The sequence below is a fragment of the Sphingomonas sp. S2M10 genome (assembly GCF_012650175.1).
Classification (GTDB): Bacteria; Pseudomonadota; Alphaproteobacteria; order Sphingomonadales; family Sphingomonadaceae; genus Sphingomonas.
This window is the reverse complement of the sequence record NZ_JAAILI010000008.1, coordinates 389121-401410: the sequence shown is the minus strand read 5'-3', so window position 1 is coordinate 401410 and position 12290 is coordinate 389121. Positions and strand designations below refer to the sequence as shown.

At 66.9% G+C, this 12290-nt stretch carries 12 protein-coding genes and 1 tRNA gene; 4 read left to right on the top strand and 9 right to left on the bottom strand.

Annotated features, from left to right (window positions below; all coding sequences use genetic code 11):
* The first annotated feature begins 3 nt into the window (after positions 1-3).
* A tRNA-Gln gene (locus S2M10_RS03235) sits at positions 4-78 on the top strand.
* Between the two features lie 56 nt (positions 79-134).
* Here S2M10_RS03235 and S2M10_RS03230 read toward each other — a convergent pair.
* The 9 genes from S2M10_RS03230 to S2M10_RS03190 form a co-directional block, all read right to left on the bottom strand.
* A complete protein-coding gene (locus S2M10_RS03230; protein ID WP_168844822.1) occupies positions 135-1808 on the bottom strand; it encodes a GMC family oxidoreductase in 1674 nt (557 codons plus the stop codon).
* 31 nt (positions 1809-1839) lie between these two features.
* On the bottom strand, positions 1840-2685 hold the full coding sequence (locus S2M10_RS03225; RefSeq protein WP_168844821.1) for a sugar phosphate isomerase/epimerase: 846 nt from the start codon (positions 2683-2685) through the stop codon (positions 1840-1842).
* The gene (locus S2M10_RS03220) at positions 2682-3245 is read right to left on the bottom strand and encodes a gluconate 2-dehydrogenase subunit 3 family protein (protein WP_211090827.1); all 564 of its coding nucleotides are present in this window, start codon (positions 3243-3245) and stop codon (positions 2682-2684) included. Before S2M10_RS03220 ends, S2M10_RS03225 begins: the two co-directional genes overlap by 4 nt.
* On the bottom strand, positions 3242-4072 hold the full coding sequence (locus tag S2M10_RS03215; RefSeq protein WP_168844820.1) for a DUF1080 domain-containing protein: 831 nt from the start codon (positions 4070-4072) through the stop codon (positions 3242-3244). The genes S2M10_RS03220 and S2M10_RS03215 overlap by 4 nt, the downstream gene beginning before the upstream one ends.
* Positions 4073-4265: 193 nt before the next feature.
* Positions 4266-5171 carry a TIM barrel protein gene (locus tag S2M10_RS03210; RefSeq protein ID WP_168844819.1) on the bottom strand — a complete coding sequence of 302 codons (906 nt, stop codon included), beginning with the start codon at positions 5169-5171 and terminating at the stop codon, positions 4266-4268.
* A complete protein-coding gene (locus tag S2M10_RS03205; protein WP_168844818.1) occupies positions 5168-5533 on the bottom strand; it encodes a c-type cytochrome in 366 nt (121 codons plus the stop codon). The genes S2M10_RS03210 and S2M10_RS03205 overlap by 4 nt, the downstream gene beginning before the upstream one ends.
* Positions 5530-6675 (bottom strand): Gfo/Idh/MocA family oxidoreductase, encoded by a 1146-nt coding sequence (locus S2M10_RS03200; RefSeq protein WP_168844817.1) that lies wholly within the window; start codon positions 6673-6675, stop codon positions 5530-5532. The genes S2M10_RS03205 and S2M10_RS03200 overlap by 4 nt, the downstream gene beginning before the upstream one ends.
* Entirely contained in the window at positions 6672-7736 is a 1065-nt protein-coding gene (locus S2M10_RS03195) for a sugar phosphate isomerase/epimerase (protein WP_168844816.1), read from the bottom strand. Before S2M10_RS03195 ends, S2M10_RS03200 begins: the two co-directional genes overlap by 4 nt.
* A complete protein-coding gene (locus S2M10_RS03190) occupies positions 7733-8980 on the bottom strand; it encodes an MFS transporter (RefSeq protein ID WP_211090826.1) in 1248 nt (415 codons plus the stop codon). The genes S2M10_RS03195 and S2M10_RS03190 overlap by 4 nt, the downstream gene beginning before the upstream one ends.
* A gap of 126 nt (positions 8981-9106) precedes the next feature.
* Here S2M10_RS03190 and S2M10_RS03185 point away from each other — a divergent pair, with 126 nt between their 5' ends.
* From S2M10_RS03185 to S2M10_RS03175, 3 genes are all read left to right on the top strand, one after another.
* The gene (locus tag S2M10_RS03185; RefSeq protein ID WP_168844815.1) at positions 9107-10114 is read left to right on the top strand and encodes a LacI family DNA-binding transcriptional regulator; all 1008 of its coding nucleotides are present in this window, start codon (positions 9107-9109) and stop codon (positions 10112-10114) included.
* 67 nt (positions 10115-10181) lie between these two features.
* Positions 10182-11123, top strand: a complete 942-nt coding sequence (locus S2M10_RS03180; RefSeq protein ID WP_168844814.1) for a VOC family protein — start codon at positions 10182-10184, stop codon at positions 11121-11123.
* Positions 11124-11213: 90 nt separating this feature from the next.
* Positions 11214-12284 (top strand): helix-turn-helix domain-containing protein, encoded by a 1071-nt coding sequence (locus S2M10_RS03175; protein WP_168844813.1) that lies wholly within the window; start codon positions 11214-11216, stop codon positions 12282-12284.
* The last annotated feature ends 6 nt before the right edge of the window (positions 12285-12290 follow it).

Below are 12290 nucleotides of genomic sequence, written 5' to 3'. Positions count from 1 at the left end.
CGTTGGGGCGTCGCCAAGTGGTAAGGCAACGGTTTTTGGTACCGTCATTCGGAGGTTCGAATCCTCCCGCCCCAGCCAGCTTTCCTTGAATCGCCGACCGAAGGAGCGCGCCGTCGTCGGCGCGCTCCTTCGGTTCAGCCCCGCAGCTGCTTCACTGCGTGGTCGGCGGCGCGCATCGTCAGTGCCATGAAGGTCAGCGACGGATTGACGCACGAAACCGACGCCATCTGCGCGCCATCGGTGACGTACAGGTTCGATGCGTCGTGCGCCTGGCTGAACCCGTTCAGCACCGAAGCGCGCGGATCGGCGCCCATGCGCGCGCCGCCCATTTCGTGGATGGCGTCGCCCGGCACATGTTCGCCTTCGTTGCTCGTCACATTCTGCAGTCCCGCCGCACGCAGCATCGCCTCGCCCTGTACCTTGGCATCGGCAATCAGCTTCAATTCGTTCTCGCGGAAGGTGACGTCGAATCGCATCAGCGGCACCCCGAAGCGGTCGACCTTGCTCGGGTGGAGCGAGACGCGATTGTCCTTGTAGGGCAGGCATTCGCCGAACGCGCCCATGCTGAACCGCCAGGGGCCATAGCGGCGCATCGCGTGTTTCATCGAGGCGCCGAAGCCGACCGGCGCGGAAGGCACGCGCCAGGCGCTGCCCTGATAGCCATAGCCGCGCTTGAAGCCGACGCCCTCCTCGCCGCCGATGTTGCGGAAGCGGGGAATGTAGACCCCACCGGGGCGCCGACCATATTCGATCAGGTCGGTCATGCCGGGAATTTCCCCGTCGATGCCGACGCGGAAGATGTGATCCATCACATAGCGGCCCAGCGTGCCGCTGCTGTCGAAATGGCTGCGCTCGCTGCCCGCCGGTCGTGAATTGAGCAGGATCTGGTTCGAGCCCATCGCCGATGCGCAGAGGAACACCAGCTCCGCATTCACCACCTGGGCCTGGCCGGTCTTGGCATCGACATAGCGTACGCCGGTGACCCGCTTCTTCGCGGCGTCATATTCGAGGTTGGTGACCACCGCGTCCGACTGGAGCGTCAGGCGGCCCGTCGCGCGGGCGGCGGGGAGGGTGACCGCCTGGGTCGAGAAATAGGCACCGAACGAACAGCCATTGCCGCACTGGTTGCGGAACTGGCACTTGGTGCGGCCCTGGTCGGGCTTGTCCTCGGTCATGTTGGACAGGCGGGTGTTGATCAGCTTGCGCCCGGGGAACTTCGCTTCCAGCCGCTCCTTCAACCACTTCTCCGCGACATTCATCGGGATGGGGGGCTGGAAGTTGCTGTCCGGCAGATAGGGGAGGTTCTCGCGCGAGCCCGAGACGCCGATATAATCCTCGACCTTGGCATACCAGGGCGCGAGGTCGTCATAGCCGATGGGCCAGGCGCCATCCACGCCCTCGCGCTTGTTCGCCTCGAAATCCTCCGGGCTCCAGCGGAAACTCCAGCGGCCCCAGATCAGCGACTTCCCCCCTACGGCGCCGGGGCGGATCCAGTAGAATTTGCTGCCCTCGTCAAAGGCATAGGGATTCAGCCGGTCGTTGTTGTAGAAGCCCATGCTGCTCGGCTGCACATAGCCGCGCTTGGCAATGAAATAATCCTTCTCCTGCAGCGGCTTGGGCATGATGTTGCGCGCCGGTACGTCATATGCGGGCTTGCCGTCGTACGGATAGCCTTCGCCATGCTCGACCATACGGCCGCGGTCGAGCATCAGCACGCGAAGTCCCTTCTCGGTGAGTTCCTTCGCGGCGAAGCCGCCGCTGACGCCCGAGCCGATGACGATCGCGTCGAACCTGTTGGTTGCAGCCATTTCGTTTCCCTCTCCCAGGGCGTGTTATGATTCAGAAGCGCAGCGTCTGCAGCGTCTTGAAGCTGGTGGTGATGTCCGGAAGATAGGGCGCGGGCGCCTCGTCATTCTCGACATAGAAGTGGCGGACATGCGCGCTCGACGGGCGCTTGAACAGCGCGGCGAAGTCAATCGTGCCGGTGCCTACCGCGGACATGCTGCCGTCGGCGCGCATGTCCTTCACATGGTAGGAATAAAGGCGCTTGTTCAGCCGGTCGATCAGCATCGGCAGATCCTGGCCGGCGCGCTTTGCCCAATAGAGGTCGAGCTCGATCTTCACCAGTGCGGGATCGGTTTCCTTGAGCAGCCGGTCGTACAGGCTCACGCCGCCGGGCTTGTTGGTGAACTCGAAATCATGGTTGTGATAGGCGAAGTCGAAACCCGCCTGCTTGAGCTGCGTCGCGAACCTCCTGAAGTTCGGCAGCGCGGCGTTCCAGCCGGCTTCGGTGCGGTGCTGGTCGGTCATGTAGGGCAGGATGACGGTCTTGGCGCCGAGCGTGCGCGCCATCGTCACGGACTTGTCGAACTGGCCGAGCAGCGCGTCATAGCCGATGTGGAGCGAGGGGCAGCGCAGGCCGGCCTTGTCCATCGTGGCGCGGAGCATCGCCGGGTCCATGCTGTCATAGCCGCCGCCGCCGAACTCGACCTCGCGATAGCCGATCCTGGCGATCGCCTCGAGCGTGCCGGCGGGATCCTTCTGGAAGATGTCGCGCACGGTGTAGAGCTGGATGCCGACGGCGGGGACCTGTGCGGCGAAGGCTTGCGGGATCAGGCGGTCCACCAGCGCAAGGGCGGTGACGCCGCCGGCGCCGGCGAGCAGAGTGCGACGGGTGATCCTCATGCGCTGTACACCTTGTTGACCTGGGAATAGGGGAAGGCACCGTTATATTCGCCCGGCACCGGCAGATATTCGCGCTCCTGGGTGATGCCGATCTCCGAGGTGTAGTACCCGGTGATCACCAGCTGGCGGAACGCCTCGAAGAAGGTCTTGCCGCCCGGGATCTGGTCGTTCATCGCGAGCGTGAGCAGCGCGTCCTGCTGTTCCGGCGTCGCCTTGGCGGCGGAGACCTTATAGTCCTGCTGGGCACGCGCCTCGATCGCGTCGAGCCCGGCGACGATCGGCACACGGTCGCCCGGCATCGCCCAGTCGGCGAGCAGCTTCTCGATGAAGTCGGGTACGCCCGCGGCGATCGCGCCCGGCGTATCGGTGGTAGGAATCACCCGCTCGCTGAGCGCGGTCATCAGCGCGCGCTGGGCGGGATTGAACACGGCGACGCTCGGCGGCCCCTCGGGGATCAGCTGCGTCGCGGTCATCTGCGCGGCGCGGGCGATGGGAGCGAACACGCTGGCCCCGAACAGGGCGAGCACGCCGGTAAGCGCGGCGCGACGGTCGACGATCATTTGCGGTCTCCGGGAAGGTCGTGCGCGATCGCTGCTTCGGGCAGCGGGCGCACCCAGATGTTGCGGAACGATACCGGCGAGTCATGGTCCTGCAGCTGGATCGGCAGGGCATCGGCATGCGCGGTATATTCGGCGATGTGGCGCCAGTTGGTGGTGCCCAGCATCGCCTGATGGTTCTGCACCAGCACGCCGTTGAGGAAGGCGGTGATATAGGCCGGGCGCAGCAGCTTGCCGTCGGCGGCGAAGCGGGGGCGCTCGAACACCACGTCGTAGCTCTGCCACTCGCCGGGCTTGCGCGACGGATTCACCAGCGGCGGCTTCCAGCCATAGACGCCGCCCACCGTGCCATCGGCATAGGTGGGGTTCTGATAGCCGTCGAGGATCTGGATCTCGTAGCGCTGCATGAACCAGATGCCGCTGTTGCCGCGATCCTGCGAGCTCTTGGTCGGCGGATTGGGCGAGCGGAACTCGAGGTGGAGCTGAACGTCGCCGAAGCTCTGCTTGGTGATCAGCGCATTCTCGCCGCCGCTGCTCGCGCGGGTCGGCACGGTGAGCACGCCGTTCGCCACCGGCCACAGCTTGCGCTGCGCGGTCCAGGCATCGAGCGAGCGGCCGTCGAACAGGACGATCGCGTCCGAGGGCGCGCCGCCGGGCTGCGCGGCGGGGGTGACGACGATCGGATAGGGCCGGTCCGAATCATGGACGTGCCAGTTGCCGTCCCCCGGCAGGATGGGAGTGTCCTTGAACCCCGGCTTCTCCTGTGCCGCTACAGGCGTCGCGGCAAGCACCGCCAGACCCGCGAGCAGCACATAGGTGCGTCTCGACATGCTTCTCTCTCCCCAGTATTTTTTTGATCGCCCGGCACCACCACCCCGATCGTCATCCCCGCGACGGCGGGGATCCATTGGCGCAGGTGCCTCCGTTCTTTCCACCGGCCCACGGGCCAATGGATTCCCGCTTTCGCGGGAAGGACGGTGGTTGGTTGGTGGGGCGTCGTCTCGAAAGCCCATCCTTATCCCCTCAGACGGCGTCGATCGTGCGATAGGCGGCGATCAGCCGCTCCTCGCCCGCGCGCCCCTTGATCGAATTGCCGTGTTCCATGCCGATCACCCCGGCATAGCCCCGCCCGCGCAGCCAGCGGACGATCGTCGCATAGTTGATTTCGCCGCTGCCCGGCTCGTTGCGGCCGGGATTGTCGCCGAACTGGATATAGCCGATCTCGCTCCAGCACATGTCCAGTACCGGGATCAGATTCCCGGACTGGATCTGCTCGTGATAGAGGTCGGCGAGGACCTTCACCCCCGGACTGTTCGCCCCGCGCGCCACTGCATAGCCTTGTGCGATGCTCTGCATGTACACGCCCGGATGGTTGGTCCGGGTGTTGAGCGGCTCCATCACCATCGCGATATTGTGGGGCGCAACGATGTCGCCGGCGCGGCGCATCACGTCGATCACCCGCGCGGTCTGGATGTCGAGCGGCACCTTGGGATCGAGGAATCCGGTCACCACCGTCATCCGTGTCGCGTTCAGCCGCTTGGCGACGTCGATCGAGGCGCGGATGTCGGCCAGGAACGCCTCGCGCTCGGCGCCGTCATTGGCGCCCAGGATCGGCCGCGACTGCGCCCATTTCGGCATGGAGGCGACGAATACCCCCATCTTCATGCCGCGGCTGGAGAGCGCCTTCGCCATCGCTACCTGCTCGTCGACCGGGCGGCCGGCGGCCTCGTTATCCTCCCAGGCGGTGAAGCCCTGGTCGGCGGCGAAGGCGATCTGCTCCAGCCGGTTGCCGCGGCTGGCGAAGCTGCCCTCATGGGGTGCGTAATGGAGCGAGAAGCGCGCCGCGTTCGACTGGCCGCGTGCGGCGGAGGAGGCCACCAGCGGCGCCGCGGCGGCGCCGGCCAGAACGGTGCGGCGCGACACGCTCATTTGCCGCTGTTCGCTTTCAGATAGGCGATGATCTGCGCCCGTTTCGCCGGATCCGCCATCCCGATCGGCATGCGCGTGCCCGGTACCTTCTTCATGGGCGCCGCGATGAACTGGTCGAGCGTCGCCGGATCCCAGGTCAGCTTCGCGTTCTTGAGTGCGGTGGAATAGTTGAACCCGGGCAGCGAGGCCGCCGGACGGCCGACGACGCCGTTCAGATTGGGGCCGATGCCGTTCCGGCCGCCCTTCTCCACCGTGTGGCACGCCTTGCACGCGGCGAAGGCGGGCGGGGCGGCGGTCTGCGCCCAGGCCGGCGCGCTCGCCGTCAGCGCCGCAGTTGCGGCAAGTGCCATCCAGAACTTCATCTACGCTCTCCGGTTACGATCTCGGTCCATTTGGTGTCGGCCTGCGCGTTGGCGATCATCGCCTCGACAAAGGCCATCGTCCGCAGCCCGTCCGCAACGCCCGGCACCTGCGCCGAATCGCCGCGAACAATGGCCGCGAAGCCACGATAAAGATTTGCAAAGGCTTCGATATAGCCTTCCGGATGTCCCGCCGGTGTACGAAGCAGCGGGGCGGTGCTCGGCCCCAGGCCGGGGCCCCCGGCCCGCAGCGTCTCCGCCGGGCGATCCAGCCAGCGCAGGGTGAGCGTGTTCGGCTCCATCTGCGCCCATTCCAGCCCGCCGCGCTCGCCATGGATGCGCAGGCGCAGGCCGTTTTCCTCGCCGGCGGCCACCTGCGTCGCCTTCAGCGTGCCGCGCGCGCCGCCCTCGAAGCGGAGCATCGCGCTGACGTCATCGTCCAGTCTCCGGCCGGGGACATGGGTCGCAAGCTCTGCGGAAAGCGTCGCCACGCGCAGACCGGAAACCAGCTCGGCAAGGTGGAAGGCGTGCGTGCCGATATCGCCCAGGCAGCCGCCGAGCCCCGCGCGCGCCGGATCGGTGCGCCACTCGGCCTGCTTGTTGCCCGCCGTATCGAGGGGCGCGCTCAGCCAGCCCTGGATATATTCCACCTGCACCAGCCGGATCGCGCCGAAGTCGCCCCGGGCGACGCGCGCGCGCGCCTCCTCGACCAGCGGATAGCCGCTATAGGTGAAGGCGAGGCCGAACTGCTTGCCGCTGGCGTGCGCGGCGGCGGCGATGGCGCGCGCCTCGTCGCCGTTCATCGCCATCGGCTTTTCGCAGAAGACGTGGAAGCCGGCGTTCAGCGCCGCGATCGCGACGGGGGCATGGAGATGGTTCGGGGTGACGATCGCCACCGCATCGATGCGCTCGCTCTCCGGCAGCGCCGCTTCGCCTGCCAGCAGCGCGTCATAGGTCGTATAGACCCGAGCGGGATCGAGCCCGAGCAGGTCGCCGGTCCGCGCATTCCTGCCGGCATCGGTGCTGAACGCGCCGGCAGCCAGCCGCCAGTCGCCGTCGAGCGCCGCCGCCATGCGGTGGACGGCGCCGATGAACGCGCCTTCGCCGCCGCCGACCATGCCGAGTTTCAGCGGATGCCGGATCATGCGTCGCCGCGCTCCAGACCGAGCAAATTGCGGATTGCGCCCTTGTCGACTCCGCTCGAGGCGAAGTCGTCGAACGCGCGTTCGGTGACGCGGATGATATGGTCGCGGATGAACGGTGCGCCTTCGCGGGCGCCGTCCTCGCTGTTCTTCAGCGCGCATTCCCACTCGATCACCGCCCAGCCGCGATAGCCGTACTGGGCCAGCTTGCTGAAGATGCCGACGAAATCGACCTGGCCGTCGCCGGTCGAGCGGAAGCGGCCGGCGCGGTTCACCCAGCTTTCATAGCCGCCATAGACGCCGCTGCGCCCGGTCGGGTTGAACTCGGCATCCTTCACATGGAAGCAGGAAATCCGGTCGTGATAGCGATCGATGAAGTCGAGATAGTCGAGCTGCTGGAGCACATAGTGCGACGGATCGAACAGGATGCGCGCGCGAGGATGATGGTTCACTGCTTCCAGGAAGCGCTCCCAGCTGGCGCCGTCGTGGATGTCCTCGCCGGGGTGGATCTCGAACGCGCAATCGACGCCGGCCTCCTCGAACACGTCGAGAATGGGCAGCCAGCGGCGGGCTAGTTCGGCGAACGCCTCTTCAACCAGCCCGGCAGGGCGCTGCGGCCAGGGATAGACATAGGGCCAGGCGAGCGCGCCCGAGAAGGTGGCGTGCGCCTTCAGCCCCAGCCGGGCGCTGGCGCGCGCGGCGAACTTGACCTGCTCGACCGCCCAGGCCTGGCGCTCGGCGGGCTTGCCGTGCAGCTCGGCCGGCGCGAAGCCGTCGAACAGCGTGTCATATGCGGGGTGCACCGCGACCAGCTGGCCCTGGAGGTGCGTCGAAAGCTCGGTCGGCTGGATGCCGAACTTGTCGAGCCGGGCGCGGAGATCGTCGCAATAGGCCTGGCTTTCGGCGGCCTGTTTCAGATCGATCAGGCGTGGATCGCACGGGATCTGCACCCCGACATAGCCGAGGCCGGCAGCCCATTCGGCCATATGGTCCAGCGTGTCGAACGGCGCCGTGTCCCCCATGAACTGGGCGAGGAAGATGCCGGGGCCCTGCATCGCGGTCATGCGTGCGTCTCCTGACGAGGATTCTTGAAGGTCAGCTGGAAGAGCAAAGCGATCACCGCCGCGGCGATCGCCGGATACCACCAGAGCTGGTGCCAGTCGGCCACGGTCGCGCCCTCCGGCAGCTGCGCATAGAGCAGCCCGCCGATCTGCGAGCCGAGCAGCATGCCCACGCCATAGGTGAACAGCGTCAGCATGCCCTGCGCCTGCGCGTTGACGCCCTTCGGCGTGGCGATGGTGCCGGTGTAGATCGCGCCGGCGACGAAGAAGAAGTCATAGCAGACGCCGTGCAGCGCGACGCCGAGATAGATCGCCCAGATGCCCGCGCCGCCGTCGCCGATCGCAAAGAGGGCATAGCGCAGCGCCCAGGCGATCATGCCGACGAGCAGCAGCGGCTTCACCCCGAAGCGGCGATAGAGAAACGGCATCGAGAACATGAAGACCAGCTCGGACATCTGCCCGATCGCCAGCGTGCCGCCGACATTCTCGATCCCCACCGCGCCCACATAGGGCGAGGCATAGGCGTAATACATCGCCAGCGGGATCGAGATCAGCGTGGCGCAGAGGATGAAGATCAGGAACGAGCGGTTGCGCATCAGCCCGAAGGCTTCGGTGCAGAACACCTCGGCGACCAGGCTCTTGCCCTGCGGCGCATCGGGCTGCACATTGGGCAGCGTGATGCTGTAGAGGCCGAGCGCGAGCGAGACGACGCCCGCCACCTGGAAGATCTGCGGGCTGGCGGAGAGCCCCGCCCAGCCGATGATCAGCCCCGCGACGATCCAGCCGAGCGTGCCGAAGGCGCGGACGAAGGGGAAGCGGTCGACCCGCTCGCCGAAGCTCTTCAGCGCGATGGTGTTCGCGAGGCCCACCGTCGGCATGTAGAGGATCATGTAGCCGAGCAGCAGCCAGACAAAGCTGGCGCCATGCTCGGGGGTGAGCAGCGTCGGCAGGAGGAAGAGCAGCACGCCGCCGACGAGATGGAGCACCACCATCAGCATCTTGGGGCTGAGGAACCGCGCCGCCGCCATGCCGAGCAGGAAGGAGCCGACGATCGAGGCGATCGGGCCGACCGAGAAGGCATTGGCGATCAGGCTGCCAAGGCCGACGGTCTGCATCACCAGGCCGAGCGTGACGTTCCACGCCCCCCAGACGAAGAACTGCATGAACATCAGCGCGCTGAGGCGCCCTGTGAGCAGGCCCGATACGGGCTGTGTGCCGTTCATGGCGATCCCTTCAGCAGCGGCCATGCGCTTCCTCTCCCCCGCGCGGCTTTGCCGCTGTTCGAATCGCAGCCTATGCAGACGGAGTAATGATGTAAAGGATTACATTGCCGGGGCTCGACACGGCTCGCCGCAGGCGACAAAGATATCTGCATGGCCACGATTATCGAAGTCGCCGCGGCCGCGGGCGTTTCCACCGCCACGGTTTCGCGCGTGCTCAGCCAACCGGCGCGGGTGGCGGAAGCGACGCGCGCCAAGGTGATGGAAGTGGTCGAGGCGCTGGATTATCGGCCGAACGTCGCGGCGCGCACGCTGCGCACGCTGCGCGCCGCCAAGATCCTGCTGACCGTGCCGGACATCTCCAACCCCTTCTTCGCCAGCGTCATCCGCGGTGCCGAGGAAGCGGCGCGCGATGCCGGCTATGCGGTGGTGCTGGGCGACACGCGGCACGATCCCGAGGTCGAGGATCAATATGCCGAGATGCTGTCGCGCCGCGAGGTGGACGGGCTCGTCTTCCTCGGCCACCGTCTGCCCGCCAGCCTAGAAGCGCTGGTCGCCCGGCTCGGCGCGTCGGCGCCGATCGTCAATGGCTGCGAATATAGTCCCGAGATCGGCGTGCCGAGCGTGCATATCGACAATGCCGCCGGGAGCGCCGACGCGATCGAGCATCTGGTCGCGCTCGGCCACCGAGACATCGGCGTCGTCACCGGCCCGCCGATCAGCCCGATCAGCCGCGATCGTCTCGCCGGGGCGTTGCGGGCCGCAGACCGGCACGGCCTCAAGGAGCGGCTGCGCCTGCGGGAAGGGGATTACGGGGCCGATTCGGCCCATCGCGCGGCGCGCGCGCTGCTGGCGGAAGGCGTCACCGCGCTGTTCTGCTTCAGCGACGAGATGGCGCTGGGCGCGATCAGCGCTGTAGGAGCGGCGGGACTGACCTGTCCCGGCGACGTTTCGGTGATCGGCTTCGACGATCTGCCGCTGGCGCAATTCTTCCACCCGGCCCTCACCACGATCGCGCAGCCCAAGGCGATGATCGGGCAACGCGCGGTGGAACTGCTGGTCGGCATCCTGCGCGGGAGCGAGCCGATCGATCGGCAGCTGACGCTGGATCACGCGCTGATCCGCCGTGCCAGCACCGGCCCGGCGCCCAACCCCCGGTGACACGCCGGGCTGGCATGATATGCTTCTGGGAAGACGCTCGAAAGCGTTCGATACCAGGAGAGACACCATGCCCAGCTTCCGCACGCTGCCGCTGCGCCGTTGTGCCGCACTCGCGCTGATTGCGGCCACCATGATCGGCGCGATGCCGGCTGGGACAGGTCGCCCCGCGATCACCGGCATCTCGCACCTCGCCGTCTACGCAACCGACATGGCCGCCAGCGATCATTTCTATCGGGTGGTGCTCGGTGCGCGGAAAGGGCCGGATCCCGAAGACCCGGCCGGCATTCGCTACTATTTCAACCCGCGCCAGTTCGTCGAAGTGCTCCCAGCGCCCAAGGATCATGGCCCCAGCATGCTTGCCCATGTCGGCTATACCACCGCCGATGCCGCCGGGCTTCGGACCTGGCTTGTCGCCCACGAGGTTCGCGATCTCACCCCGGTGCAGCGCGGGCCGGGCGGCGACCAGTGGTTCGGCGGGCGCGATCCGGAAGGCAACAGGGTCCAATTCGTGCAGCCGGGCAGCAGCGTGACGACGGCGGAAAAGGGCGCGATCAGCGGCCGAATCATTCATGTCGGCCATGCAGTGCACGATCGTGCGAAGCAGGACGGATTCTATCGCACGCTGCTCGGCTTCCGCCCCTATTGGTTCGGCGCGTTCCACGAAGACAAGGTGGACTGGGTGTCGCAGCAGCTGCCCGACGGGCGCGACTGGCTGGAATATATGATGGTGGGCGAGGGATCGGACGTGTCGCTCGACAAGGTCGATGCGCGGCAGCTCGGCGTCCTGAACCATCTGTCGCTCGGCGTGGTCAACATGCAGACCGCGGTGACGACGCTGTATCGCGAGAATCGACTGAGCCCGCGCCACGACGGCCCGCAGATGGGGCTGGACGGCAAGTGGCAGGCCAATTTCTACGATCCGGACGGCACGCGGGTGGAACTGATGGAATATAGCGCGGTGATGAAGCCATGCTGTTCCCCCTTCACGGCGAAGGACCCGGTGCCCTGAGCGAGCCCTGTCTGGGATTGGGACAGGCGGTGGCGACCGATCTGTTCAAAACACTACGCCTGCGTTACGAAAATCCCGTACATGGGGGCAGTGCACGAACAGCGTAACGTGGAGGTCCGGGCGGAGACGCCCGGCATACCCTATTTCAACGTCTCCAACGCGCCGCCCGAGCTGCGTTTCGATGCCTATGCCGAATCGGTTGATCCGATCTTCGACACGCGACGCGAATCGGTGGCGGGCGATTTCAGCGTCGGCCTGGACGGGTTCAACGCCGGCCCGGTGCTGATCGGGCGCTCCCGCATGTGGGGGGCGACGTTCCACTATGATCGGGACGTCCGCAAGGTGGCGCAGACCGGCGTCGAGGCGGTGCTGGTGCAGATCATCACGCGCGGCGGCGATGTGAGGCTGCACGACGGGGAGGCTATTGTCACGCGGCCCGGCGACATCTGCATTGCAGACATGACGCGACCCTTCGCCACCCGTACCGACGGATGCGACAATATCAGCATGGTCGTGCACCATGGCGCGCTGGGGCTGGACGAAGCGCGGCTGAATCGCCTTCACGGCAACCTGCTCCGACGCGAGACTCTGGCCGCGCAGTTGCTGGGCGAACATGCCAGGATGCTCGTGGAGCGACTGCCCCAGGCTGGCGCGAACGACGCGCTGGCGGTGGCGCGGGCAACCGGACTGATGATGGGCGGGCTCCTTGCACCCCATATCCGCGATGGCGGTCAGCGTGCATCGGTGGCGGTGGCGGCCCTGTTCCGCATCAAGCGGTTCATCCGCGCCAATCTCGCGCATCCGGAACTGGGCCCGGATATGGTAGCGCGAGCCATGGGCATGTCGCGCGCCACGCTGTACCGCGCCTTTGCGCCGCTCGGCAGCGTGGGCGACTTCATCCGGCGCCAGCGGCTGGAACGCGCGCTGAGCGACCTGGCCGACCCGGCGCAACGCGGCAAGTCGATCGCCGAGATCGCCTATGGCTGGGGGTTCGCCGACTGGTCGACCTTCTCGCGCGCCTTCAAGGCAGCGTTCGGCATCACCCCCAGCGAGGCGCGCTCGGGCGCCGGTGTGATGTTGGGTGCGGAGAAGGCGGTGGCGGGCGACGTGCTGCTGCCGCAATGGATCCGCACCATGGATGCTCTGCGGCTGCACGGCTGAACACGC

Bases quoted from the DNA above. Each gene is read 5' to 3' on its own strand.
- S2M10_RS03185 (WP_168844815.1), top strand. From the start codon at position 9,107: ATGGCCACGATTATCGAAGTCGCCGCGGCCGCGGGCGTTTCCACCGCC.
- S2M10_RS03195 (WP_168844816.1), bottom strand. From the start codon at position 7,736: ATGACCGCGATGCAGGGCCCCGGCATCTTCCTCGCCCAGTTCATGGGG.
- S2M10_RS03180 (WP_168844814.1), top strand. From the start codon at position 10,182: ATGCCCAGCTTCCGCACGCTGCCGCTGCGCCGTTGTGCCGCACTCGCG.
- S2M10_RS03220 (WP_211090827.1), bottom strand. From the start codon at position 3,245: ATGATCGTCGACCGTCGCGCCGCGCTTACCGGCGTGCTCGCCCTGTTC.
- S2M10_RS03230 (WP_168844822.1), bottom strand. From the start codon at position 1,808: ATGGCTGCAACCAACAGGTTCGACGCGATCGTCATCGGCTCGGGCGTC.
- S2M10_RS03205 (WP_168844818.1), bottom strand. From the start codon at position 5,533: ATGAAGTTCTGGATGGCACTTGCCGCAACTGCGGCGCTGACGGCGAGC.
- S2M10_RS03190 (WP_211090826.1), bottom strand. From the start codon at position 8,980: ATGGCCGCTGCTGAAGGGATCGCCATGAACGGCACACAGCCCGTATCG.
- S2M10_RS03210 (WP_168844819.1), bottom strand. From the start codon at position 5,171: ATGAGCGTGTCGCGCCGCACCGTTCTGGCCGGCGCCGCCGCGGCGCCG.
- S2M10_RS03225 (WP_168844821.1), bottom strand. From the start codon at position 2,685: ATGAGGATCACCCGTCGCACTCTGCTCGCCGGCGCCGGCGGCGTCACC.
- S2M10_RS03215 (WP_168844820.1), bottom strand. From the start codon at position 4,072: ATGTCGAGACGCACCTATGTGCTGCTCGCGGGTCTGGCGGTGCTTGCC.
- S2M10_RS03200 (WP_168844817.1), bottom strand. From the start codon at position 6,675: ATGATCCGGCATCCGCTGAAACTCGGCATGGTCGGCGGCGGCGAAGGC.